This window comes from Dolichospermum sp. LEGE 00240 (genome assembly GCF_015207875.1).
In the GTDB taxonomy this organism is placed as follows: Bacteria; Cyanobacteriota; Cyanobacteriia; order Cyanobacteriales; family Nostocaceae; genus Dolichospermum; species Dolichospermum gracile.
This window is the reverse complement of record NZ_JADEVZ010000018.1, coordinates 47839-74045: the sequence shown is the minus strand read 5'-3', so window position 1 is coordinate 74045 and position 26207 is coordinate 47839. Positions and strand designations below refer to the sequence as shown.

Below are 26207 nucleotides of genomic sequence, written 5' to 3'. Positions count from 1 at the left end.
CTATAATATTTTCAAGGTTCGGTGTGCTGTTTAGTGTCGCCTCTTTTTGGCTGCTCTGTTCGGCACTTACTTAATATATCGAATCTACTTTGCTTTGTCAACTACTTTGGCAAACTATTTTTCAGTTCGTTTTTTTATTTTGTCTACAATCCTTGTGAGGTAAGGGTTGTGAGCGTTAAAATTCCTAAGATTTCTGTCATGTTATAGTGGTTCTCGGTTGGCTGAGATAGAAAAACCCCACCCCCAACCCCCTCCCCGCTCTTCGAGAGGGGGCTATGATGTATCTCATTGAGTAGTTACGGAATGGGAAAGAATTGTTGATAGTGTTGAGTGGATATAGATATTAGAAGATTATATGAAGAGTTCTGTGGCTGTATTACCACCGTTTTTGGTGTTGGATCAATTGTTGCAAGGTTGGTTGTTGGAGGATATTGGTAGGGGAGATCGGACTACTCAATCTCTATTGTCCCACAATCCCACTAGGGGAGAAGCGAAGTGGATAGCTAAAGCACCGGGGATAATTGCGGGTTTACCGATTGCGGCTAGGGTGTTTCAGCTTTTGAATAATCAGGTTGATTTTGTAAGTGTTGCGGCTGAGGGGGCGAAATGTGAACCAGGAGAGGTGGTGGCGGAAATTAATGGTTCACTGGATACGCTCTTGATGGGGGAAAGGGTGGCTTTGAATTTGGTGATGCGGTTGAGTGGAATTGCGAGTTTGACTAATATATATGTGGAAAAAATAGCTGATTTACCTGCTCAGTTGGTGGATACGCGCAAAACTACTCCGGGGTTGAGGGTTTTGGAGAAATACGCTAGTGCTTTGGGTGGTGCGATGAATCACCGGATGGGTTTGGATGATGCGGTGATGATTAAGGATAATCATATTGTGGCGGCTGGGGGTATTGGGGAGGCTATTACCCGCATTCGTTGTCACGCTCCTTATCCTTTGACAATTGAGGTGGAGACGGAAAGTTTAGCACAGGTGCGGGAAGCTTTACGGTATAAAGCGGATATTATTATGTTGGATAATATGCCTTTGTCTATGATGAGTGAGGCTGTATTATTGATTCGTAAAGAAGATGATCGGGTGAAGATTGAGGCTTCTGGTAATGTGAATTTGGAGACTGTTCGTGCTGTGGCGGAAACTGGTGTTGATTATATTTCTACTAGTGCGCCTATTACTCAATCTAAGTGGTTGGATTTGAGTATGAGGATGGTAAAATGTCTGATAGCGTAGCGTGGCGCAAGCCATATCAGGATGTCCGGGATTAAAGGATTAACAGGATGAGAAATTTACCGATTACTTATTACTAATACCAAATTAATATGAAGCTGCATAGAATAATTTAACGCGGATGCACGCAGATAAACGCGGATAAAGACAGATAAATCAACGGATTTCAGGATTATGTGCAGCTTCACATAGAATTGGTATAAGCTCAATTAGATGACTGCAAATTGGAAATTTGAGTTAATAGAGGAACTGGGAAATTCTCTCTACTGCGGTTTCTAATATTTCTGGTTTTTGTACTAATGCAAAGCGAATATATCCTTCGCCAAATTCACCAAAGCCGACTCCTGGGGAAGCGGCTACGCCTGTTTTTTTAACTAGTTCGGTGCAAAATTCTATGGAATTATGACTCCATTGTGGGGGTAGTTTTGCCCAAATGTACATTGTGGCTTGGGGGGTGGGAACGTTCCAGCCGATACTGTGTAAGGCTTTGATGAAGGTGTCCCGGCGCTGACGAAATGTATCAACGGCAAGTTTTACACCATTTTGGGGTCCGGTGAGGGCGGCGATCGCCCCGTTCAAAATTCCTATATATTGATTAAAATCAACGGTGGCTTTGATTTGTTTTAAGGCTTGAATTAGTTGGGGATTCCCAATGGCATAACCAATGCGGAAGCCTCCCATATTATAAGACTTTGATAGGGTGAAAAATTCAATGGAGACGCTTTTTTGGGGGTCTGCTTGCAATATTGAGGGAACAGGGGATTTTGGGGTTTCGGTTTCTGTGAAGACTAAATCTACGTAGGGGAAGTCGTGAACGAGAACTATATTATGTTGTTGACAAAAGGCTACGGCTTCTTGAAAGAAGGATAGGGGGGCGATCGCACTGGTAGGATTATGAGGATAGCTTAAAACCATTAACCGCGACTGGGCTAAAATAGTGGGGGGAATATCGCTAAAAACCGGTAAAAAATTATTTTCTGGTTTTATGGGCATGGGGTAAATTTGACCACTAGCCAAGTATACTCCGCCAGCATGGGAAGGATAACCAGGATCTAATAATAGGGCAAAATCGCCGGGATTAAGCACGGCTAGAGGTAAATGGGCTGTTCCTTCTTGAGAACCAATGAGGGGTAAAACTTCTGTTTCGGGGTCAACTGGGATACCGAATTTTTGCTCGTACCATTGGGCTGCGGCTTTACGGAAATCTTGAGTACCACGAAATAACAAGTAGCCATGAGTGCTAGGATCATGGAGTGATTGAGCGATCGCTTCTATGACGTGATTCTCGGCGGGTAAATCTGATGAACCTAAAGATAAATCAATTAATTCTCTTCCAGCAGCCAAAGCAATGGACTTGGCTGTGTCCATATCGGCAAATACGTTAGATTTTAAGGATTGTAACCGGTTAGCAAATTGCATTTTAATTATTATTTAGGGTTTGCTGAAAAAGTTATCTGTGATAGCGCAGCGTGACGTAAGTCATGGGCTAGGAGTCAGGAGTCAGGAGTCAGAATTAGAAGAAGAGAAGAATAGTATTGAATCTGGTAAAGTGATAGGTTTTTGCTAATTTCCACCCTTATTCCTTGCACGTTTTTCACCTTCAAACTCTTTATATATCTAAGTTTTAGCTTTATTCAGCAAGCCCTATTTATTGATCATTTAGTTATCAGTGAGTAATCAAACACTATGGATTTTTGATTACTCACTGATAACTAGTTGTCGGTTAAATGTATATCTAAAAGACTGAGTAATTTATTTTTACTAATTACTCCTTCAGTAGATGCTAATACTGTTTCTCCTCTTAGTAACCTAAGAGCGGGAAGACCTTCTACTTTATATTGTTTGACAGCGACTGGATTAGGGTCAGCTTCTATTTTAACAATTTTTAGGCGATCGCTATAAGTTGCCGCAGCCAAGTTAATCACTGGTGACATCAATTGACAAGGACCACACCAAGAAGCCCAGAAATAAACTAATACAGGCTGCTCGGATTGTAATACCTCCGTTTCCAACTCAGCATCAGTGATAGTGATTACACCCTTATTCATTGTAGTCTCCATAAAGCAGCATAATGAAGTTCGTTTACAAGATACTCTATCTCAATATTTTGGATTTTAGATTTTGGATTTTAGATTCTAATATATTAAACATCTCCAGAAATTAAATATGCGTGACCTGAAACCCTTATAGAGACGTTCTATAAAACGTATCCACAATCTTTATTGGAAATGTCTATTGATTATATAGCAATCCGAAATGAAATGTGTTCGCGAAGCGTGCCGTAGGTATCACATCTCTTATTTTCCTACCTCTGTGTCCTCTGTGCCTGGAGTGGTTCGTTAAAAAAACTAGTTCAAGCTTTTCATCTGGTAATTTATCACAATCATGGAAAAAAATGAAGTAAAATCCCACAACCAAGATGTGTGGGATTAACTGAATTGAATTATCCGCAAAAACTACAGATTATCCAATTGTTTGCGTAAAGCCTCCAATTCAGCATCAACTGGTTCAACCGATTTAGCTGTACTGGTTGGTTGTACTGGAGTTGCGGGTCTGGGTTGTTCTGGAGTGAGTAGTTTGGGTTCTGGTGCAGGTGCTAGGGATGCTTTCAAAGCAGCTAATTCATCATCAACATCACTACCAGATTCTAACTGAGCAAATTGGTGATCTAAATCTGCACTTACTAATTCTCCTACTGACTGAGCGCGGGATTCTTGAAGTAATACTTTTTCTTCCATGCGCTCAAAAGCGGACATGGCACTGCTGGTACTCATTCCGCTCACCATATTTCCCAATTGTTCTTGGGCTTTGGCCGCGGTAATTCGGGCTTTGAGCATTTCTTTCTTGGTTTTGGCTTCAGAAATTTTGCTCTCTAGCTGGATTAAATTCTTCTTGAGTCCTTCAACTTGAACAGTTTGCTGATCTAGACTAGTTTTTAATGCCGTAGCGGTATCAGTATAAGTTTTCTTGCGCTCTAATGCTTGACGGGCTAGGTTTTCATCACCTTTTTGCAGGGCAAGTTGGGCGTTGCGCTGCCATTTATTAATTTCGTTTTGTCCCTCATTATACTGTTTCTCTGTCCGTTTTTGGGCGGCTATTGCCTGTGCTACACCTTGACGCAACTTCACCATATCCTCTTGCATTTCGAGGAGGGCTTGTTCTAGCATTTTTTCTGGATCTTCGGCTTTACTAACTAAATCGTTTAAGTTAGCACCAACTACTCGTTTAAGGCGATCAAATAATCCCATAAATTTATTTTTCCTTTAGAGGTTTACGCTCTTGGTTAGATAGTTAGCTTTTCTACTATATTAATAGCTACCTATTCTAATGTAGTCTTTCCAGTCTGGATTGCTATTTTTTTAGAGAAGAATTCAGGAGTCAGGAGTCAGGAGTCAGAATAAGAGGGAAGGGGTAAGGAGTAAAAGTAAGTTAAATTTTGGATTCCATTCAAGTGTATAGGGCTATGTTAACCGGGGGAAGTTATGGTTTGGGTGGTTTGGGTAAATTATGATCTGGCGGGGGATTTTCTCCTTGATTTAGCATATAAGTTTTCATGGCTGCAAGTTCTGTATCAATATCATGATGAGAATCTAAGGATGCAAATTTTTTTTCTAGATCATCACCACCCAGTGTACTAGCAACTTCTGACTGTGCTTCTATCTGTAAAACTTTTTCCTCCATTCGTTCTAATGCACCTAAGCTAGATGTAGCAGAAGCTCCATTTAACATTTCTTGGAGGCGATAGGAAGCTTCGGCGGAACGAGCGCGAGCGATATACATATCTTTTTTAGTTTTTACCTCAGCCAGTTTTAACTCTAAAGTCCGCATATCTTGCTTTAATTTGGCGACTACATCTTTTTGTTGCTGAATTTGACTGGTTAAAGTTGTCGCGGTTTCTTGGTAAAATTTGCGTTTGGTGAGAGCTTCCCGTGCGAGGGAGTCATTACCCTGCTGGAGGGCTAATTGGGCGCGACGATACCATTCTGCGGCTTGGGATTCTCCTGCGGCTGCTTGGCGTTCTGTGCGCTTTTGGGTGGCGATCGCTTGAGCTACCCCTTGACGCAATTGTACCAAATTCTCCTGCATTTCCACGAAAGCTTTTTCCAGAATTTTTTCTGGATCTTCTGCATTGCTAACCAAACTATTGAAATTGGCGCGAATCACCCGCAGAATACGGTTAATAACTTCCATGTTGGCTCTACCTTGACCATTTACCAGACTTTGAGATTTGTAATACTGCCATCTTAAATCAGAATATGGCAGGAAATGAGTATGAATTAGCCTCACGCCAAGGCGCAAAGGCGCAAAGATAAGAGTTTTTGGCGTTAAAGTCAGTAAATTTTATTCACTAAGACTAACTTTTTTAATTATGGCTGTTGTACTCTTCCTTTAATGCCTTTTGCTTCTAATTCCTGCAATCTGCGCTTAATCTCATCCTTGGTTTTCAATGCACCTAAATAAATAAATTTTTTATTTGGTGATAAATAAGCATCAGGAACGACTTGCTTGGCGGCTGTTAAGGCTTTGTCGCCTTGATTATCCGCAATAATATAATAGTAGCCATTAGCTGATGGTTTGACATCTTCTGGTAGGGGTAATGAAGTAGCTGTAGGCTTTGGTAAAGGTGTGGATTTAGAGAGGGTGTTAGGTAAGGGGGAAAGTTTCGGTAATGGAGAGATAGGAGTTATGGAGGGTTGAATAGCTACAGGAGTGGGAATGATTTGAGGGGTCGGTTTAACTTTTGGTGTTAAATCTACGACATCTTTAGGATCTCTCACTTGTCGAAATTCTTGGGTGGCTAAATTAGGATATTTAGCTATGGGGGTGATTTTTGGTTCGCTAGTTAGTTGGGAATTATTTTCCATAATTTCTGTGTTTTCTGTATTTTCCGCAGTCTTTGATGAATTATTGTTTTGTAAGCTACTGAAATTAAGTTTGGGCAAGTTTTTGGGATTGAAGACAACATAACCTAAAGTCAAACTTGCCAATAATAGCAACAGCATTGAACCAATACCTAAAGGTGATAAGACACTATCACGGGATTTAGGAGAATTAGGAGTTTGATTTTGTGGTGCTTCGGCAGTTAAACTCCGCAATAATGCCTCACTAGATTCTAAATAATCATTTGGTTGTTGAGGAGGATCATTTGTGGTGAGGAGGGTTTGGTTGTCGGAGGAGGGAATTTTGGTGGGAACTATACTGCTAGTTGATTTTTCTAAGTTGGGAGGTGTGGGGGTTTCTTCTATGTCTGAGTTAGCAAACTCCTGGGGAAAATCAATGGTTTCAGTCTCATTTGTCAAGAATGGATTTTCTGAGGGAATGGGTACGGGAGGAACTGCTGGTAGTTGAATCTCCTTCGACAAGGTTGTTGTTTGATAATTAGTGTAACTTTCTACACTTCTTGCTGTTTGTGGTTTTGTGTTTTTGCGTGTGCGTCTATATCTGGTTAATTCTTGATCTAATTGTATTTCTAAACTAGCCAGGGCGGTGGCTAGGGTAGGATTTAAGCCCTGTTTTTGGGGAGATTTGGGAGAATCTATCAAGGGATTTTGATTCATTGTTTAAGATGGATTTAGGGTAGATGATTAAATGAATTTTTAATATAGGTAGTCGGACAAAATTAAATTCACTCGTTGAGAGAGGGAATAGGGAATAGGGAATAGGGAACAGGGAATAGGGAACAGGGAACAGAAAAATCAATTGTGTAATTAATTTTCCTAAGTAGGTGAACACAATGAAACCAAACTGTGTAAAGAAACGTAAAATCGCTGAAAACTTCTTTACTCTTGCCTATTGCCGATTGCCTCTTGCCTTGCTACAAAGACAATTTTCAACGCCAACCCATTTAATACTAACGAAAGTTGATTGTCAGTATTCAGTTATTTTATGGTAAAACTACTAACACAATATGTCTTTTAAGTCAATTGATCAGGTTTTAGGGAATATTCAACGTTCACCACAATGGCAAGAACAGGTATTGCTGCGGTTACTGAAGTGTTGGGGAGAAGTTGTGGGGACTACTGTTGCGGTGCAAACTCGTCCTTTGTCTATTCAGCGTGATGTTTTGTGGGTAGCAACTTCTAGTGCTGCTTGGGCGCAAAATTTGACTTTTGGACGGAAAACTATATTGATGAAATTAAATGACAAGCTGTCTACGTCTTTGGTAGATATTCGCTTTTCTACAGCCGAGTGGAAAAATTCATCAATAACGGGAACAGAAGGCACTGTTTTGGCATCAGAACATCCTAGTTATGTAGCTGATGATTTAACTGGTGATAGATTGGTTAAACCCAATATTGACAATGCTTTGGGTGCTTTTGAGAATTGGTCTAAAATGATGCAAGAGCGATCGCATCATCTCCCCTTATGTCCCCAATGTCAATGTCCCACTCCACCGGGTGAACTGGAACGCTGGGAGGTTTGTTCTCTCTGCTGCTCCAAGCGGTTAGGATAAATATTAAACTATTGTAGATCATTAAGTAAATTAAATGCTAAAAACTGATTTGAACTCTATCTAAAGTAACGTTTTTCCAACCCGAGGAAATCCAAAGTCAATGTTTTCATCTTGATCCCCAATAAGTTTTAGATGAAAATAAATATGTAGGCACTCTAATAATTATTTACATATATAACAAGAATCTAAAGATATCCTAAAGTCTGTTTATAGTTAATAATCGCTAGAACCTATATCCAATCATGATTTTTACCCTTCATGCCTATTTTGATTAAGAAGCAAGATATATAAGTGTGATAAGTAGTCCTGAATGGTACTGAAGATGAAGGCACATGAAACTAATTAAGCGTTTGACATCTACCTGTCGTTATTGTCGTTATTACCAGCCACAAGGTCGTCGTGGTGGTATGTGTGAAAAATTGAGCGCACCAGTCCAAGGGGTCTGGAAAGCTTGTCCTTTCGTCATGTCCGCTTTTGCACCTGCTTGGGAAACTTTAGAAGATGCTTGGAGTTTACCAGTAGCCAAACCTGTTTTTGCGGCTGCTCAAACTCTCCCGACGGATTTGGATCATGTTACAGTAGCCTCTGTCGAAGATATTCCTACTTCCACTACACAAGAAGTGAAAAATCAAAGCGTACTCATTTAACTATTCATGATTACGGTCATCAATTTTCTGTCCACCCTAATAAAATTTGACTGGCAATTTGTTAGTGGTTCCAATTTTGACATCTTCAGAAATCGCACCTTCCACAACAGGTGCGATTTTGGTATATAGGGGAGGTAGGGGCGCAGGGCTTGCGACCAGTCAGGAGTCAGGAGAACAAAGGAGGAGTAAAATAATTTTATTGGTAAAGTTTGATGATCAAATCAATTTAAGGCAACCAGGGAAAATCCCGAAAGTTAGGGGGACGTTTTTCCAAAAAGGCTTGTTTTCCTTCTGCTCCTTCTTCTGTCATGTAATAGAGTAGAGTGGCGTTACCAGACAATTCTTGTAAACCAGCTTGTCCGTCACAGTCAGCGTTAAATGCTGATTTCAGACAACGAATAGCTATGGGACTTTTTTCTAATACTTCTTGCGCCCATTGTACGCCTTCTGCTTCTAGTTGTTCTACAGGGACGACAGTATTAACCAAGCCCATTTCTAAAGCTTCTTGGGCGTTATATTGACGACAAAGAAACCATATTTCCCTGGCTTTTTTTTGTCCTACTATTCTGGCTAAATAACTAGCCCCAAAACCACCATCAAAACTCCCTACTTTGGGTCCTGTTTGCCCAAAAATGGCATTATCAGCAGCAATAGTTAAATCACAAATTAAATGGAGAACATGACCCCCACCGATAGCATAACCCGCGACTAGGGCAATTACTACTTTGGGCATGGAACGAATCAGGCGTTGCAAATCTAAGACGTTTAAGCGGGGGATTCCGGTTTCATCTACATAACCTGCTTGTCCACGCACACTTTGATCACCACCGGAACAAAAGGCATATTTTCCATCTGTATGAGGTCCTGCACCTGTAAATAGGACTACGCCAATAGAAGTATCTTCTTTAGCATCCCAAAAGGCTTCGTATAATTCAAAGACAGTTTTAGGACGGAATGCGTTACGTTTGTGGGGACGGTTAATGGTGATTTTGGCGATACCGTCGGTTTTTTGGTAGATGATGTCTTCGTAGGTTTTGACGGTCTTCCAGTCGGTTTCTATCATGGATAATCTATGATTTGTGCTTGAGAATTTTATCGCGGATATGGAAGTATTTTTCTCACCGATATTTTCGGTTTTTTTCTGATACTTAGAAAACCCTGCGCCCCTACCTCTTGACAATGGGGTTTAAAATTAATTGGTGCAAATACTTTACACTGGAGTTGGAAATGAATATTGCCAGTATTCCACAAATCAAGCCTTTAACAGACACAGAATTACAACAAATTAACGCTTATTGGCGTGCTGCTAATTATCTGTCTGTTGGACAAATTTACCTTCTGGACAATCCCTTACTAAGAGAACCCCTCAAACAAGAACACGTTAAACCTAGACTCTTAGGACATTGGGGAACTACTCCAGGGCTAAATTTGATTTATGCCCACTTCAACAGAGTTATTAAAAAATACGACCTCAATGCAATTTACATAGCTGGACCCGGACATGGTGGACCCGGACTTGTTGCCAATACCTACTTAGAAGGAACATATAGCGAATATTACCCTAACATCTCCCAGGATGAAGAGGGAATGCAAAAACTATTCAAACAATTTTCCTTTCCTGGTGGTATTCCCAGCCATGTCGCCCCAGAAACTCCTGGTTCTATCCATGAGGGGGGAGAATTAGGTTATGCTTTAGTTCACGCTTATGGGGCGGTATTTGATAACCCTGATTTGATAGTTGCGGCGGTGGTCGGTGACGGAGAAGCGGAAACTGGTTCTTTGGCAACTAGCTGGCATTCTAACAAATTTATTAACCCGGTTACTGATGGTGCGGTTTTACCAATTCTGCATTTGAATGGTTACAAAATTGCTAACCCCACAGTATTAGCAAGGATACCTCATGAAGAGTTAGAAAGCCTATTTATCGGCTATGGCTATAAACCTTACTTTGTGGAAGGTGCTGACCCGGCGGATATTCACCAAAAAATGGCAGCAGTATTAGATACCATCATTCCAGAAATTCAAAGTATTCAAAGAGAAGCGCGGGTACATGGTTACCAAGAAAGACCGCAATGGCCGATGATTGTTTTACGCACTCCTAAAGGTTGGACGGGTCCCAAGGAAGTGGACGGGAAGAAAACAGAGGATTATTGGCGATCGCACCAAGTCCCTTTTAGTGATATAGCTGGTAAACCGGAACATCTGCAATTGCTGGAAGATTGGCTAAAAAGTTACAAACCGGAAGAACTTTTCGACACCAAGGGTCAACTGATTCCCGAACTCGCAGAATTAGCACCTAAAGGTCAGCGTCGCATGGGAGACAACCCCCACGCTAACGGCGGAATTTTGCTGCGTGATTTGAAAATGCCTGATTTCTGCAACTACGCTGTAGAAGTAGCCAAACCAGGGACAGTTAACGCTGAAGCTACCAAGGTAACGGGTAGGTTTCTCCGTGACATTATGAAACTCAACGACGAAAGCCGTAACTTCCGCGTTTTTGGTCCTGACGAAACCGCATCCAATCGGTTAGATCCTGTCTTGGAAGTGACAAACCGCGCTTGGGATGCTCAAATTCTTCCTGAAGATGACCATTTATCACCCGACGGTCGAGTAATGGAAATCCTTAGCGAAACCAATTGTCAAGGATGGTTAGAAGGATATTTATTAACAGGTCGTCATGGTTTCTTCTCCTGCTATGAAGCTTTTATTCACATCGTTGATTCGATGTTCAACCAACACGCCAAATGGTTGAAAACAACTCGTCATATTACTTGGAGAAGACCAATTGCGTCTTTAAATTATCTTCTCACTTCCCACGTTTGGCGACAAGATCATAATGGTTTCTCTCACCAAGATCCTGGTTTTATTGATCATGTAATTAACAAAAAAGCCGAAATTATTCGTGTTTATTTGCCACCTGATGCTAATACTTTGCTATCAGTAACCGACCATTGTTTAAGAAGTCGGAATTATGTCAATGTGATTGTGGCTGGCAAACAACCTGCTTTACAATATTTAGACATGGATTCGGCAATTAAACATTGTACTAAAGGTTTAGGAATTTGGGAATGGGCAAGTAATGATCAAGACAGTGAAACTGATGTAGTTATGGCTTGTGCTGGAGATGTTCCCACTTTGGAAACTTTAGCGGCTGTGGATATTTTACGACAACATTTCCCAGATTTAAAAGTGCGGGTTGTCAATGTTGTGGATTTGATGACACTACAACCACAAAGTGAACATCCTCACGGTTTAAGTAGCAAAGACTTTGATACAATTTTCACAACTGATAAACCCATTATCTTTGCTTTTCATGGTTATCCTTGGTTAATTCATCGTCTCACTTATCGGCATACAAATCACCACAATATTCATGTGCGTGGTTATAAAGAAGAGGGAACAACAACCACACCTTTTGATATGGTGGTGATGAATGATTTAGATAGATTCCATTTAGTTATGGATGTGATTGACCGTGTACCAAAGTTAGGTTATCAAGCAGCTTATGTGAGGCAAAAATTGCAAGATAAGTTGATAGAACATAAGCAATATATCCAGAAACACGGTGAAGATATGCCAGAAATTCGTGATTGGACTTGGCCATATTAATAATTGAATCAAGCTGATTTTATCGTTAAGGGTTTAGCAGTGCTTATTGGTGTGATGAGACGGAGAATTCATTCCCAGTGTTTCTAAGTTGACACCAATGAGATCATGCTTTACCCCTACACATCTAAGAGGATGTTTGAAAAGTTTCCGGCGATTAGGAATCGCTACTACACAAACAAAGTCCACCTGCGTGGACTAACGAAAAATCAAGGCTTTTGAACCCACGTATCCCTTACGGGACCGAAGGAATAGGTGGGTTTCGTCTGTGTAGTTCCGCGACTTCTAGTCGCCCTTGCAAGTAATAAATTAGACTTTTCAAACACCCTCTAAAGCGGAGAATATTTTAATCTTCGGTAAAAGGACTTACGCAAGTGTCACACCAAAAATCTGTTGTAGGGTGTGTCAAACTGCATAAATCCTGCAAATAAACAGATTGTTGATATCTGACGCACCCTACCAATGTGCCAGTTGCGTAAGTCCTGAATTGTCCTGTTTTTTATCCAACCTTCTCGGACAAAATCCCCAAACCATGTAAAATAATGACAAGATATTTAAATCAACATCTGCGGTATCTAACTTATGATTAAGACACTAAAACTACCCCAAAAATTAATGCTGCTTGGTTCAGGAGAACTAGGAAAAGAATTTGTAATTGCGGCTCAACGTTTAGGTAATTATATCATTGCTGTGGACAGATATGCCGATGCTCCTGCCATGCAGGTAGCTGATTGTGCAGAAGTTATTTCCATGCTGAGTGCTGATGATTTAGAAGCGGTTGTAAATAAACATCAGCCCGATTTTATTATTCCCGAAATTGAGGCAATTAGAACCGAAAAATTACAAGAGTTTGAACAAAGAGGAATTACAGTTATTCCCACAGCAGCGGCGACTAATTACACCATGAACCGGGACAGAATTAGAGAATTAGCACATCAAGAATTAGGCATTAGAACTGCTAAATATGGTTATGCTGTCACTTTGGAAGAGTTAATTAGTATTTCTGAAGAAATTGGCTTTCCTAATGTTGTTAAACCTGTAATGTCATCTTCGGGGAAAGGTCAATCTGTAGTTAATGATAGAAATGAGGTAGAAAAAGCCTGGAATTATGCTATTTTTAATTCTCGTGGTGATAGCCAAAAGGTAATTGTCGAAGAATTCATTAATTTTGAAATTGAAATTACTTTACTAACGATTAAACAATGGGACGCACCGACAATTTTTTGTGATCCCATTGGCCACCGTCAAGAAAGAGGTGATTATCAAGAATCTTGGCAACCGGCAGCTATTTCTGAAGCTAAAATCTTAGCATCTCAAGAAATTGCTAAAAAAGTTACTGATGCTTTAGGTGGTGCGGGAATTTTTGGGGTTGAATTTTTCATTACTAAAGATGAAGTCATTTTTTCAGAACTGTCTCCTCGACCCCATGATACAGGCATGGTGACATTAATTTCTCAGAATTTGAATGAATTTGAGTTACATCTGCGAGCTATTTTAGGTTTACCAATTCCCCACATTGAACGGTTAGGATTTTCCGCAAGTGCGGTAATTTTAGCTTCAAAAAAATCTGATTCTATTACTTTTACTGGTGTAGCTGAAGCTTTAGCTGAAAAAGATGTAGATATTAAGTTGTTTGGTAAACCTACTGCTCATCCTTATCGTCGCATGGGCGTGGCTTTAGCAAAAGGTGGGGATATTCAAGCAGCTAGAGAAAAGGCGGTAAAGGCAGCTAGTCAGGTGAAAATAAATTAAGCATTCAGCCATAGCGGTATGCACTGGAAATGAGATAAAAAGTTTATTATAAAAGTCTATAAGGAAGAACTTTTTCTTCTTTCTTAATCTTGAATGGGCGCAGGTCATGCGCCTCTACATCTATGAGATCCAGAATTGAAAATAATGTTTTGTTTATTCACCATGAGGATGTACCAGAATTTAAAAAAGGTGGTTCTGTTGTCAGGAATTCTTATTTTTGGGCTTTACGTTCCATTGCTGGACGTGCTAGACGCTATCATGATTGGGAATATGAACCAGAAGTTTGGTTGGCGCTGGAACGAATGCTTTTATCTTTTACTGAATCTGGGTATTTAGGTTATAAAGAAACAATGTTAGAATTTCCCTTATCACAGGGTGAAATTCCGTCTGTGTTGAGGAATGTAGCGACTTGGGAATAAGATTTTCCCAATAGATAAAACTAAGGATACAAACCCCGATCATTTAAAGCTTGCGCGACTCTACCTACACCCAAAGTATAAGCAGCTAATCGCAGATTTACCCCCCGTGCTTGCGACTCATGAATGACCTTGCGGTAAGCCTGAAGCATCAAATGTTCCATTTCCCGGTTGACTCGTTCTTCGTCCCAGAATAGGTAGGAAAGACCTTGTACCCATTCTAAATAACTGACCACCACACCCCCGGCATTGGCTAAAATATCCGGTAACACGGTGACACCTTGGGCTTCTAGAACGCGGTTAGCTGCCAAAGTCACTGGACCATTAGCCGCTTCTGCGACAAATTGGGCTTTGATTTGATGGACATTTTCTGCGGTAATTTGGTTTTCCAAAGCGGCAGGAATCAGGACATCACAAGGTAAAGTTAATAAGTCTGCATTACTAATGGGTGTTGCTTGGGGAAATCCCACTACGCTGCGATGGTTGGCCGCAGCGTAGGCTTTGACAGCAGGAATATCAAGACCATTTTCGGCAAAGATACCCCCACTAGCACTGGAAACAGCGATAATTTTTGCTCCTTGTTGGTGTAGCAATTCGGCCGCTGCCCCACCTACATTACCGAAGCCTTGAATTGCTACCCGGACTCCTACGAGGGATTGACCGTGATCGGCGATCGCTTCACGAACAATAATCATCACACCGCGCCCAGTCGCCATTTCTCGTCCCAGGGAACCACCAATAGATAATGGTTTACCTGTAACTACTCCGGGGACAGAATGACCAACATTGACAGAATAAGTATCCATCATCCATGCCATTTCCCGTGCCGATGTTCCCATGTCTGGTGCGGGTATATCTACGGATGGTCCAATGTCTTTAATTAATTCGCTAATATAACGGCGACTAATCCGTTCCAATTCCCCCACACTGAACTTTTTGGGGTCTATGGGAATTCCGCCTTTGCCACCACCGTAGGGAATGCCTAACAATGCACATTTCCAAGTCATGAGCATGGCTAGGGCGGATACTTCTCGTAATGTCACTGCTTCATGGTAGCGAATACCACCTTTATAGGGGCCTAAAATATCGGAATGTTGTACCCGATGTCCAGCAAAAACCCGCACTTCCCCATTATCCATTTTTATGGGAATGGAAACTGTGACAACTTTTCGAGGGTGACTGAGTATTTCTACGATACCTTGATCTAATTTTAATTCTTTAGCAGCCCATTCTAAATAGCTACAGGCTTGATCATAAGGGCAAATATGCGCTGGAGAATGATTTTCTATAAGTGGGAGAGACGTTGTCACCATAATACCTACTCCTCATCATCGTATGTTTGTGAACCGGATTGATATGGTTAGCTTACCCTCTTTTTTGGAAAAGATGTCAATTTTGTAGTTTCTGTTACAATTTTATTGTAATTTGTGTGCCGTGAGACCCCTGGGCAGATAAACTGTAAAAATATCTAAATTTTGGCGTTGCTGATTAAGGATTATGAATTTTAGTCTCACGCAGAGGCGCAAAGTTTTAGATTTTGTTTTTTCTAATTTCATACCTCAATTCAGCAACGCCTAGGTCAACATAATAAAACCAAACTGTGTAAAGAAAAGTAAAATCTTCCAAAACCTCTTCACTCTTGCCTTTTGCCTCTTGCCTTCCTACAACGATAATTTTTAACGCCAGCCTACTTAAATGAATGTTTCAGGTGTAAAACTCCCATGTAAACCATAGGGAATATGATGTTTGAGATGTAGTTTTGCAATTTCACCTTTTTCCAGATTTACAGCATCTAAAATCACCACATCTGAACGATGATGTTCTGCATCATAAACTAAAGCTATTAGCCAGCCATCATCTTCTGTTTGGGAATTTGGACGAGGAATAAAAATTGGTTCACCGATGAAACCTGCTGGTGCAGCACTCCATAATTGTCTTTGTTGTGACTCTAAATCAAGTTTGAAAATTGCTTGGAGGGGTGCATTTCCCGTTGATTTATGTGCCGCAGCCGTGTATAGATAACGATAAGATTTACCGACATGATGAGGGTGAATTGTGGGAAATTCACAAGATCGATCATCTATTAAATAATTTTGGACTGTATTGGTTGGTAAATTCAGATTAAATCGCCAAAGTTGCCCAGGAGAATTGGCATCAAAATCTGTTTCTCGATAATCGCTATTGGGTTCAACTTCTGGTAACGATTCATAGCAAATAGAATCAATGATAATTTCATTACCCACTTCAAAAGCATTAACATGATGGAAAATAAAACCTGCCTGAGTTTCTAAAACTTTGATTTTTCCAGTTGGGTTTTGGCGAGGAATAATGATAATTTTTGTAGGTTGATTTTTTTGGACTTTAATACATTGGGCGGCGCTAGATATTCCCAAAGCAAAAGGTATGGGGTTAAAACTAACAGGATTTTGGAAGAAAATACAGTAATTTTCTGTAATCACAAAATCATGAATGAAGCAAAAACCAGCAACGCTATGATTTTGTTTATTGGTGATTTCTCCGTCGGTATTTAACTCAAATATGTTAATTGTAGTTGATAGTCCTGGTGTAATAGCGAAATTAACTAATGTACCATTTGCATCAATTCGCGGGTGGGCGCTAAAGGCTTCCCCTTTAGATAAAACACCGTTAAAGTATTCATTTCCTAATGTTTCTAGAGTGTGCGGATTAAGTAAATAGGGTTCGGATGCTTCCCATAGGGCTAATAGTTTTTTACCCCAATAAATTACATTAGTATTAGCAATATGTTTGATTTTGAAATCAAAGATATTAGCTAACCAGCCGCCCGGTTTTTGTGTACCAAAAACACCACGATAAAGAATTTTACCCGCTTTTTTTTCTGCCAAATAACCTGCTGTGGTAACAAAGCGGTTACGAAAATGGGCGCGGCCATTGGTAAATGTAATGCGGCTAATCATGCCATCACCGTCAAAGGGATGATGTAATTTTTGCCCATTAATATCTAGTAAACCCGGTCCATTTCTAAATAATGTTCCTTGCAATTCTGGTGGTATTTCTCCTTCTATATCATCAATCCAGTAATCAAATTCCTGGTGAAGAGATTCATATCCTCCTTGCCAATCTTTGAGAGTATAGGATTTTTGGAGATTTTGCTGATCTTGAGGTTCTAATATTTGCATTTTTTCTTGGCTATGGTAAATTTCTTCAGAAACCCGGGGATGTAAGTAAATATAGAGATAAATCTAATTGTTTTCGAGATTTTTATCTATTAAATAAGTACATCATTATCAATTCTATCATCTGGTAGCAATTTAACAAAAAATATGGGTATCAGAGAAGCACAGCTAGTGAGAATGATTAATAACCACAGGGAGTCAAATTGATGTTCTGTGATTCCTAACCATTTCATCATTATTGATCCTAATGCGTAGGAAACTGTTCCTGCTACATTAAGTACAGACATGATTAACGCAAAAAATGTGGCTTCTATGCCGGGAGGGCAAAGCTTTGTTGATAATACTAATATGGGCATGAATACAATTTGCCCAATCACAGTAATAATCAAACTATCACCTAAGCTAAACCAATGATCATCTATGCCTAACATTCTGTTGGTGTGAGTTACTAATAATAAATTCGTCATTCCTAAAGCTGTGGATAGGAAAATACCCGCAGTAATCATAGTTCTAAAGGGAATGTGTTTAAAGTAACGTTGAAAAGCCCAAACTCCAATTAGGGAAGCAAAACTCGTCACTAACCGAATTCGTCCTAAAAATTCTGGTTGAAAGTGGAGTTCATTAGTTGTGAAATAGAAGAATGCTGATTCGGTTTTTGGTGTAGCGTGCCAAATAAATATAAATAATGTGGGCAACCAAATTGTTTTTTGAGTAATTGCTTGGCGGATTTTCAATAGTTGATCTTTTGTGTTATTGCCTTTTTTGTGATCTTGATTAAAAGGTTTTTCAGTAATTAACCAAGCTACAGATGAAATAATTAAAGGAAATAATGCTGTTATTAAAAATACTATACGGGTGGTAAAATATTCTAAAAGTAACCCGCTCAGGTAAGCTGTACATAAGGCACCAATAGCTGAACTACCCCAACAAAGAGATTGTAAAGAACCTATTTTGGCTTCTGATTCGTTTCTGGCTCTTTCAACTACTATGGAATCAACTATCACATCACTAATAGCCACAGAGAGAGAAGAAATTATAATCATAATTGTAGCTGTTGTGCTAGTATGAACGACCGTTCCTAAACATCCCCAAGCTACACAGCCCAGAATTCCTGACATAACTATGTAAGGTTTTCTATGATAACCAAATATGGGTAAACTATCGGAAATAAATCCATATAATGGCTTAATCATCCAAGGTATAGCACAGATTCCCATAATTGTTGACATCTGCACGGGACCTAACAGTAATTCGTCTTTGAGAAAAAAGCTGACAGCTAAACGCGATAATGTCAGTATACCTTGAACAAAATAGATGGTAAGAATTGCTATTAACTCAGGACTGGGTTCGTTACCTAAGAGAATTTTTTTGGTTAGTAGATCTTTGAATTTGGGTAAGGTAGGGGAGTCATTTAGCATTTGCATGAATAATGATTAAGTTTTATTTACTTTTATATCATAGATTTTTAAATTGAGGATAAGTTTTTATTAATTATAAGAGACTATGTTGAATGAATAAATTTCCATTACCTTTAACGAAACTTGATTTGCTAACCCTGAGATGGGAATGCTTTTATTGATACAGATTGATGTCGGGAATTGTATTCAGTCGAGCGATCGCCTTTGGCGAATTTTGTATAGAAGAAATTTTCTTTTTAACCGTGTTCTCTGTATAAATGGTTATACATAAAATACATTAATTGACAATTTCCCAGGGGATGTGACTGAACATTAGTTTTTTGTAAAGTAATATTACAAACCTTGGAAATATATTGAGAAATTGTTCTTGAGGCAAACATAGATTTAAGCTAGAAGCTATAGGACAAAATTGAGGCCAGTTTAAAATGAACAAAAATAATATTCAAAACTATCGCTTTGTCTGTACCTTAACTTTTGGTGATATTTACGGTCAAATTATTGTTTGGTTAATTACGATTACTATTAGCTTGGCATCAGCTTTAGCACTGATGGGCGCAAAAAGACCTGTATACGCTTTAGCTACGGTAGGTCTTGTGGTTCTTTTATCTCTACCTTTTTTACTTTTCGCCTTTGTGACGACTTTATTAAATAATATTGAACTCAATGCTGTAGAGCCAAAAACCAAGACAGAATCAATACAAAGTAGTATTTCACAAAACCCAGTCCAAGTAACTAGCTAAAGGGTCAGAAAATTAAATGTGTGTTTGCTACAACCCTTCTAGAGAAGTTACATGAAGCGTCTCTACATTTTTTTGCACCAGATGTCAAATTTACAATTTCTCTATTACCCTGTCTTGTAGATGGGGAATTTTTTTTTAATCGGTGGTTGATGATGCTTGAACATGATGTAATTATTGTTGGTGGTGGTTTGGCTGGCTGTCGGGCTGCGGTGGAAATTGCCCGGACTGACCCTAGTTTAAAGGTAGCGGTAGTTGCCAAAACTCACCCAATTCGCTCTCATTCGGTGGCTGCTCAAGGTGGTATGGCGGCTTCTTTAAAAAATGTGGATGATACGGATTCTTGGGAAGCTCACGCTTTTGATACTGTCAAGGGTTCCGACTATTTGGCGGATCAAGATGCGGTGGCAATTTTGACTCAGGAAGCACCGGATGTGGTGATTGATTTGGAACATCTGGGGGTATTGTTTTCTCGTTTACCTGATGGTCGGATTGCGCAACGGGCTTTTGGTGGCCATTCTCATAACCGGACTTGTTATGCGGCTGATAAAACTGGTCATGCAATTTTACATGAGTTGGTGAATAATTTGCGCCGTTATGGGGTGCAGATTTACGAAGAATGGTATGTAATGCGCCTGATTTTGGAGGATGGTCAGGCGAAGGGTGTGGTGATGTTTCACCTGTTGGATGGGCATATTGAGGTGCTACGGGCGAAGGCTGTGATGTTTGCCACTGGGGGCTATGGTCGGGTTTATAACACGACTTCTAATGATTATGCTTCTACTGGTGATGGTTTAGCGATGACGGCTTTGGCTGGTTTACCTTTGGCAGATATGGAGTTTGTTCAGTTTCATCCTACCGGTTTGTATCCTGTGGGGGTGCTGATTTCCGAGGCTGTGCGCGGTGAAGGGGCATATTTGATTAATGCCGATGGCGATCGCTTTATGGCTAATTACGCCCCCAGTCGCATGGAGTTAGCCCCTCGTGATATTACCTCACGGGCGATCGCTTATGAAATCCGGGCGGGTCGTGGTGTAAATACTAATGGGAGTGGGGGAGGTCCCTTTGTCTATCTGGATTTGCGCCATTTGGGTAAGGAAAAAATCATGAGTCGTGTTCCCTTTTGCTGGGAAGAGGCCCATCGTTTGGTCGGTGTAGATGCTGTCACTCAACCCATGCCTGTGCGTCCTACTAATCATTATTGTATGGGTGGTATTCCTGTCAATACTGACGGACAAGTCAGAAGTAATAATGATAGTTTTGTCGAGGGCTTTTTTGCCGCTGGGGAAACTGCTTGCGTGTCGGTTCACGGCGCAAATCGTCTCGGTAGTAACTCCTTATTGGAATGTGTAGTTTATGGTAAAAGGACCGGGGCGGCGATCGCTAATTATGTCCAAAATCGGCAATTACCATCCATAGATGAAACACGCTACATCAACGAAGCCAAACAACAAATACAACTCTTAATACAACAACCAGGACAGTACAGAATTAATCAAATCCGTCAAGCTTTTCAAGATAATATGACTGAAAATTGTGGCGTTTTCCGCACCGACGAAGTAATGCGTCAGGGATTAGAAAAAATCGCCCAACTACAACAACAATATTCACAAATATATTTAGATGACAAAGGAAAAAGCTGGAATACAGAATTAGTTGAAGCCTTAGAACTACAAAGTTTAATGGTAGTTGGACAAACCATTTTAACTTCCGCCCTCAATCGCCAAGAAAGTCGCGGCGCACACTTTAGAGAAGACTTTTCCGAAAGAGATGATCATAAGTTCTTACAACACACAATGGCTTATTATTCACCAACAGGAATTGATATTCAATATCGTCCCGTCACAATCACAATGTTTGCACCAAAAGAAAGAAAGTATTAATTAAAATCATTAGACATCTCCAGAAATTAAATATGCGTATCCTAGAACCCTTGTAGAGGCGTTCCATGGAACGTCTCTACATTCTTTTTTGGAGATGTCTATTTCGTAGGGGCGCAGGGTCTGCGCCCTTTCCGGCTATTCTAATTCTATATCAAAGATAATATCACAGTAACAACTGTCTCATAACCAGAGTTACTAATAATATTTAATTTTCTAAAATATGCGGTTATTCGGCTCTTTTTACGGAAAACCTGGTTCAAAATCATTAGCAGCCTTATTGTGTGGGCATTTCATTGAAAATTGGATATGCGATATCTAAAAAATTACTAATTTCTTGGTAAGTTTTCCCATCATTCATCAACAACAAGATGAGTATCTTCTCTCTTATGTATGGGTTTTCTTGCTCTTTTAGGTTTTTTAATAGCTTTTCTCTCTGCTCTTGTGATAGATGGTTTTTTGCTGGCATACTTCCTGGTGATTGCTTATTAACTTAATTTTATATTATACAATCAAGCTGCACAACAGCTTATTGCTATCCTGGTAAATAAAATACAACCTTTCTTAACGGCAATTCGTCAGGGAAATATTTCCCGTTTACGGCGCTAATAGTCTATAGTGATGCGATTGGGAGTTAGAGAAATGTCAACTATCTTTTTCACAGTCTTGAGCGACAGATGGAGAAAATTTTTATGCCTTATAGTAAATTTACTTTGAGTAAAGCTGTAGATGATTTTCAACTGACAATTGTTGAAGGCGATCGCTTTCTACCAGAGATTTCCCCATTTAATCCGAGTTCTTTGCTTCAAGATACCTTGAAAGAAACCCTACCTTGGGCAGTTGCAGTAGGTAGTGAAAAAGCGCGTTCTGAAGGCATTATCAATCCCGTTTTACTAGAAGTCAAACGTCAGCTTCATGGACAAATTAGCGTCTTTTCCGGCGAAGAGTTCAACGTACAGCCAGAGGTTGATTTGACGGGTTATGTTGATTTTCTGATTAGTCGCTCTCCAGAGCAATTGTATATTAAAGCCCCGGCTGTGGTTTTGGTGGAAGCGAAGAAAGAAGACCTGAAACCAGGACTGGGACAATGTTTAGCCGAAATGGTAGCAGCACAACGCTTTAATCAACAGAAGCAGCAGCCGATTTCCACAATTTACGGAACGGTGACAAGTGGTACGGTTTGGCGGTTTCTTCAACTAGAAGGACAAACTGTAACCATTGACTTGAATGATTATTCACTACCACCAGTTGATCAGATTTTGGGCTTTCTGATTTGGATGGCTCAGAATGGTTGAAGCGTTGGGGGTGTTGGCTCAGGAAGTAGCGATCGCACTTTCCGGTAAAATACCCTTGAGTCAAGATTAGAAATGATCGCTCTTGGGGATGTGGGAAGTGCGATCGCCGTCCAGAAATCAAAAAAGCGATCACTCTCTGGGACAAGTAGGGCGATCGCGCTTTGGTGAAATGGCTTTGATGAAAGAAAGGCGATCGCTCTCTTGGTTGTTTCTACCCCACTTTCCCCGTACAAGAGAGTTTTCCCGTTTCTGCCTGCTAGATTACCTGAGTTCGACATAAAATAATTTTTGGAAAACTTCCCCACGTAGGAGTCTCAAGCCCTTATGATCTCCCTGAAAAAATCATAACTCCGTTCGCGTAGCGTCTCCGAACTCCTAACTCTGAACTCAGGTGATGTCAGTTTCCCTACTTCAAAACCCCTCAAATCCGATTTTAGCTGACTGCTGACCACTGATAGCTGAATGCTTACGTTTTGAAGATCTACTTATGCTTAGGTTGGAAATTCGGCAATTCTACAGATGCTAAAGATTTGCGTCCCTTGGGTGGTCGTCGGGGATAAATCAATGGTGAAGGCGACTTATTGTCAGATTGATGATTAGATGTATGATCATCCAATAAATCCGGCAAAATATCATTAGTGGGTAAAGATGCTGTTGCTGGGGAAACATCTAACCAATAATCTTCCATTTCCTCAGTATGGATCTGATGACTGCGGGAATTAGAAATCACTGGAAATTCCTGTATTAGTGATATGGGAAAATCTTCCTTTCCCGAATTTTCAGTATTAGCATAAGGATCAATTTCCATCTGCAAATCCTGTTGAATGATTATTTCTGGTTGTGGATGATTTTCTGGAGTAGATACTAAAGCCTCTAAAATAGATGTGTCACCTTGATGAATATTTGCATCTGTCCCTGTTCCCTGGTCTGTTTCTTCAGATAATGGTGTAATAAAAAAGCGATGAATTATCCCTTCCAGTTGTTGGTCTAGAGATAATAGTTCAGAATCATCTCCAGTTGTTGAGGGCATAGTTGCTTCATTAACTTGTGTAGGTTCAGAGATGACTGGTTCTGGATGATGGGTATAGTTTTCCGAAGTCGTAACTGTAGACTTAACCCAAGAACTATTGACAGACTTATTTACAGAATCTGTCTCCCCTGTCCAAGGTCGAATAGGTTGAGCGTTGGGAAACAAAGACCGGGCTTTTCTGGAGAATCGGGTTTGCTTGTGGATAACATCCTGGGGATGATGAATATGATCCTCCAGATTCTCATGGCTAGGAATGGAAGTATCTAAACATTTTTCCAAAGCCGATTTAAACTGCATAGTCTGTCGTTGTTGACGCATGAGTCTAGCCCGCAATTCACGACAGGTATTTTCCGAGTGTAATAGCTGTTGGGACTCTTGGCTGTAGTTAGCTTGTAGAAGCGAACATTCCCTTTCCAAATGCGCTAACCGCTGTTGGCTAATTTGCAGATTAGCTTTATAATTTTCAATACAAATTTCTTGTTGTTGAACTGTTTGGACAGAGGTTTCTAACTGTTGATACAGGGAATGAATTTGTTCTTGACCAGCGGAAAGTTCTTGACTTTGTTGGATAAACATAGATTCGGTAACACTAGACCGAGTTTTGTGCCACTGCAAAATCTTTTCTGCTTCAGCTAATTCGGTTTTTAACTGCTCGACCTGGGCATATAGATGATTATTAGCTGTAGTTAATTCTGTATTTAACTTCAGTAATTGCTGAAATTCTAAGTTGACCTGTGCTTGTTGATCAATATTAGGTTCTGCAATCCAGTCTTGTTGGTTGCTGTCTTCCAATTTTTCCATAACTACGGTTTCACATTGACAATCTGTAGTTGGCCGATAGCGTGGCGTTAGCTTTATCAGAGATAAATTTGTCACGGTCATATTGTGATGATTCACAAATACGTAGCCGTTATCCGTTATTTACATAAAGAAAAATTGACAGTTGATATTTGACAATTGTTAATTATCAGTTGGCAATTGTCAATTACTTAAGGTAACCAATGGGGATGAAAGCCCGCTAGAGGTAGTTGTTCTGGTTTAATATCTATGTTGGTATTATCAGCGATGGGTAGCAAAGGCATTAACCAAAGACTACTACTGGAAATAGGTTCACCGTCATCTGTTTTTAAGGTGTTGGCGGGTAGTTGGGTAGTGTTATTGGCAATGGGGATTACTTGGTCAAATAAGAAGCCTAAACCGTCGGGGGCTAAATTGGTTTGGACATTGCGTTGAGCAGGGGGTAAAAGTAAGAGTGGTTTTTGGACTCCTGTTTTCAGGTCAATGGATACTAAGTAAGGCTGTTCTATGTATTGTTCTTTAGAAACCAGTTGTGTCACTAAGCAGTAAAGGCTAGGGGAGGCTGGGTCAAACTGACAGCTAAGAATTGAGCCTGTTGTTTTTAATAGTTGTTTTTGTACGCCTTGGTTGGTGACTAAAAACAAATCTCTGGTATAGTCGGTGTTGAATTTGACCATTGCTGCCTGTGAACCGTCTTTGGAGAAGGCTTGTACCAAGCCAAATTGAGGCAGAAAATCCAGGGGTTTACTGCTACCTTCTAAGGAAACAATTGCTGTTCCCTGCCCTTGGGAAACGGCTACGGCTTTGCTGTCGGGTGTAATCAGAAAATCTCCACCTGGTTGTCCTTGTAATCGTTTTGGGGTGGGTTTTTCGCCGGAATTGTCATTTTGGGTGGATAAGTACCAAAGGGCAAAGTCACCGGGATTATCGCGCTTACCTCGTTGAACAACAATGATTTGTCCATCTGCGGAGAGGTCAAATTTGAGGTTTTGATATTCTTTGTTATCTAAAATTAGGTCAACTTTACCTGGGGCTGCGGTTTCTTGACCAATTTGATTAGGTATGCCTGTGGTGACTGTGTAAAGTTGGGCGGACAGGAGGTCGGGATTTTTGGCGGAACGGGCAGAGAAGAGGATTTTTTCACCTTTGGGGAATGGCTCAAAATCCATAACAATTAAGTCTTTGGGGGTAAGGACTTTTTTTTGTTCTTGGGTTAAGTTATAAAGTACCAACTGCCCTTGGATTTCTGGCGCAGAGCCAATGTAAAGGATGGCGCGATTGCGGGTGGTGAAACTGCCTGTGAAGGGCTGCATGACGCGGTTTTGTCCTTCGGCTTGGGAATACTTGTCTCTACCTTTTTCTAATTTGACTTGGTAGGTTGTGCCGTAGGGGGCTGGGGTAAGGAGGGTGTAGACCATTCTTCTACCAGCCCAACTGGTTTTACCGGCTAGGGGTGGATCTATTTTTAAGTTCTCTTCAATGCTTTTGAAGTCCATTGGCCGACTAAAGGTGAGGGAGAAGGAGAGATCCTCTGCGCCGATTTGTTGGTTTTCCCAGGTGAAGTTGCGGACGCTAGGTTTGACGACATCGCCTTTCCAGATGATCAATCCGATGAGCATACTCAGTAGGAGCATGACTGCGATCGCAATTCTGTCTAATGGTTGTATAAGTTTATAGGATTTACTCATCTAACGATTTGGGATTTGGGATTTTAGATTTTAGATTGATCCTGACTAAGTAAGTTGGCTTGAAAAAACCGAGGTATGTTACAAAAAGTAAAATCCC

22 protein-coding genes are annotated in these 26207 nt (G+C 40.4%); 9 read left to right on the top strand and 13 right to left on the bottom strand.

Annotated features, from left to right (window positions below; all coding sequences use genetic code 11):
• Nucleotides 1-355 precede the first annotated feature (355 nt).
• Nucleotides 356-1237: a carboxylating nicotinate-nucleotide diphosphorylase gene (nadC, locus tag IQ226_RS08535; protein WP_193894506.1), complete on the top strand. Its 882-nt coding sequence runs from the start codon at nucleotides 356-358 to the stop codon at nucleotides 1235-1237.
• Between the two features lie 234 nt (nucleotides 1238-1471).
• Here nadC and IQ226_RS08530 read toward each other — a convergent pair whose 3' ends face one another.
• The 5 genes from IQ226_RS08530 to IQ226_RS08510 form a co-directional block, all read right to left on the bottom strand.
• Entirely contained in the window at nucleotides 1472-2653 is a 1182-nt protein-coding gene (locus IQ226_RS08530; protein WP_193894504.1) for an LL-diaminopimelate aminotransferase, read from the bottom strand.
• A gap of 293 nt (nucleotides 2654-2946) precedes the next feature.
• Nucleotides 2947-3282 carry a co-chaperone YbbN gene (locus IQ226_RS08525; RefSeq protein ID WP_193894502.1) on the bottom strand — a complete coding sequence of 112 codons (336 nt, stop codon included), beginning with the start codon at nucleotides 3280-3282 and terminating at the stop codon, nucleotides 2947-2949.
• A gap of 408 nt (nucleotides 3283-3690) precedes the next feature.
• Nucleotides 3691-4482, bottom strand: a complete 792-nt coding sequence (locus IQ226_RS08520; protein WP_193894500.1) for a PspA/IM30 family protein — start codon at nucleotides 4480-4482, stop codon at nucleotides 3691-3693.
• 232 nt (nucleotides 4483-4714) lie between these two features.
• A complete protein-coding gene (locus tag IQ226_RS08515; RefSeq protein WP_193894499.1) occupies nucleotides 4715-5425 on the bottom strand; it encodes a PspA/IM30 family protein in 711 nt (236 codons plus the stop codon).
• 176 nt (nucleotides 5426-5601) lie between these two features.
• A complete protein-coding gene (locus IQ226_RS08510; protein ID WP_193894497.1) occupies nucleotides 5602-6792 on the bottom strand; it encodes a hypothetical protein in 1191 nt (396 codons plus the stop codon).
• A 350-nt stretch (nucleotides 6793-7142) separates the two neighbouring features.
• On the opposite strand from IQ226_RS08510, the gene IQ226_RS08505 reads away from it, so the two are divergent.
• On the top strand, nucleotides 7143-7688 hold the full coding sequence (locus tag IQ226_RS08505) for a DUF721 domain-containing protein (protein ID WP_193894495.1): 546 nt from the start codon (nucleotides 7143-7145) through the stop codon (nucleotides 7686-7688).
• A gap of 332 nt (nucleotides 7689-8020) precedes the next feature.
• A complete protein-coding gene (locus IQ226_RS08500) occupies nucleotides 8021-8335 on the top strand; it encodes a hypothetical protein (protein ID WP_193894492.1) in 315 nt (104 codons plus the stop codon).
• A 226-nt stretch (nucleotides 8336-8561) separates the two neighbouring features.
• Here the strand turns inward: IQ226_RS08500 and menB are convergent, their stop codons facing one another.
• Nucleotides 8562-9398 (bottom strand): 1,4-dihydroxy-2-naphthoyl-CoA synthase, encoded by an 837-nt coding sequence (menB, locus tag IQ226_RS08495; protein WP_228039322.1) that lies wholly within the window; start codon nucleotides 9396-9398, stop codon nucleotides 8562-8564.
• A gap of 164 nt (nucleotides 9399-9562) precedes the next feature.
• Between menB and IQ226_RS08490 the strand changes: the two genes are divergently transcribed.
• From IQ226_RS08490 to IQ226_RS08480, 3 genes are all read left to right on the top strand, one after another.
• On the top strand, nucleotides 9563-11944 hold the full coding sequence (locus IQ226_RS08490; protein ID WP_193894490.1) for a phosphoketolase: 2382 nt from the start codon (nucleotides 9563-9565) through the stop codon (nucleotides 11942-11944).
• Nucleotides 11945-12523: 579 nt separating this feature from the next.
• A complete protein-coding gene (purT, locus tag IQ226_RS08485; protein ID WP_193894488.1) occupies nucleotides 12524-13693 on the top strand; it encodes a formate-dependent phosphoribosylglycinamide formyltransferase in 1170 nt (389 codons plus the stop codon).
• Nucleotides 13694-13815: 122 nt separating this feature from the next.
• Nucleotides 13816-14112 (top strand): hypothetical protein, encoded by a 297-nt coding sequence (locus IQ226_RS08480; RefSeq protein WP_193894486.1) that lies wholly within the window; start codon nucleotides 13816-13818, stop codon nucleotides 14110-14112.
• Nucleotides 14113-14132: 20 nt separating this feature from the next.
• Here the strand turns inward: IQ226_RS08480 and IQ226_RS08475 are convergent, their stop codons facing one another.
• The 3 genes from IQ226_RS08475 to IQ226_RS08465 all read right to left on the bottom strand — a co-directional run bounded on the left by IQ226_RS08475 (nucleotide 14133) and on the right by IQ226_RS08465 (nucleotide 18682).
• Complete coding sequence (locus IQ226_RS08475; RefSeq protein WP_193894484.1) at nucleotides 14133-15422, bottom strand: Glu/Leu/Phe/Val dehydrogenase; 1290 nt, start codon at nucleotides 15420-15422, stop codon at nucleotides 14133-14135.
• Between the two features lie 378 nt (nucleotides 15423-15800).
• Complete coding sequence (locus IQ226_RS08470) at nucleotides 15801-17267, bottom strand: carotenoid oxygenase family protein (RefSeq protein WP_193894482.1); 1467 nt, start codon at nucleotides 17265-17267, stop codon at nucleotides 15801-15803.
• An 89-nt stretch (nucleotides 17268-17356) separates the two neighbouring features.
• Nucleotides 17357-18682: a folate/biopterin family MFS transporter gene (locus tag IQ226_RS08465; protein ID WP_193894512.1), complete on the bottom strand. Its 1326-nt coding sequence runs from the start codon at nucleotides 18680-18682 to the stop codon at nucleotides 17357-17359.
• Between the two features lie 425 nt (nucleotides 18683-19107).
• On the opposite strand from IQ226_RS08465, the gene IQ226_RS08460 reads away from it, so the two are divergent.
• Nucleotides 19108-19422 carry a hypothetical protein gene (locus IQ226_RS08460; protein ID WP_193894480.1) on the top strand — a complete coding sequence of 105 codons (315 nt, stop codon included), beginning with the start codon at nucleotides 19108-19110 and terminating at the stop codon, nucleotides 19420-19422.
• Nucleotides 19423-19574: 152 nt separating this feature from the next.
• Nucleotides 19575-21302, top strand: a complete 1728-nt coding sequence (locus IQ226_RS08455) for a succinate dehydrogenase/fumarate reductase flavoprotein subunit (protein WP_193894510.1) — start codon at nucleotides 19575-19577, stop codon at nucleotides 21300-21302.
• A gap of 274 nt (nucleotides 21303-21576) precedes the next feature.
• On the opposite strand, the gene IQ226_RS08450 is transcribed toward IQ226_RS08455, so the two are convergent.
• Nucleotides 21577-21768, bottom strand: coding sequence for a hypothetical protein (locus IQ226_RS08450; protein ID WP_228039321.1), 192 nt, complete (start codon nucleotides 21766-21768; stop codon nucleotides 21577-21579).
• Nucleotides 21769-21991: 223 nt separating this feature from the next.
• Here IQ226_RS08450 and IQ226_RS08445 point away from each other — a divergent pair, with 223 nt between their 5' ends.
• Nucleotides 21992-22594, top strand: coding sequence for a hypothetical protein (locus IQ226_RS08445; protein WP_193894478.1), 603 nt, complete (start codon nucleotides 21992-21994; stop codon nucleotides 22592-22594).
• On the opposite strand, the gene IQ226_RS08440 is transcribed toward IQ226_RS08445, so the two are convergent.
• The 3 genes from IQ226_RS08440 to IQ226_RS08430 form a co-directional block, all read right to left on the bottom strand.
• Nucleotides 22582-22872 carry a hypothetical protein gene (locus tag IQ226_RS08440; RefSeq protein WP_193894476.1) on the bottom strand — a complete coding sequence of 97 codons (291 nt, stop codon included), beginning with the start codon at nucleotides 22870-22872 and terminating at the stop codon, nucleotides 22582-22584. The genes IQ226_RS08445 and IQ226_RS08440 overlap by 13 nt on opposite strands.
• A gap of 203 nt (nucleotides 22873-23075) precedes the next feature.
• Nucleotides 23076-24506 (bottom strand): hypothetical protein, encoded by a 1431-nt coding sequence (locus IQ226_RS08435; RefSeq protein WP_193894474.1) that lies wholly within the window; start codon nucleotides 24504-24506, stop codon nucleotides 23076-23078.
• Nucleotides 24507-24613: 107 nt separating this feature from the next.
• Nucleotides 24614-26110 (bottom strand): Ig-like domain-containing protein, encoded by a 1497-nt coding sequence (locus IQ226_RS08430; protein WP_193894472.1) that lies wholly within the window; start codon nucleotides 26108-26110, stop codon nucleotides 24614-24616.
• Nucleotides 26111-26207: the final 97 nt, after the last annotated feature.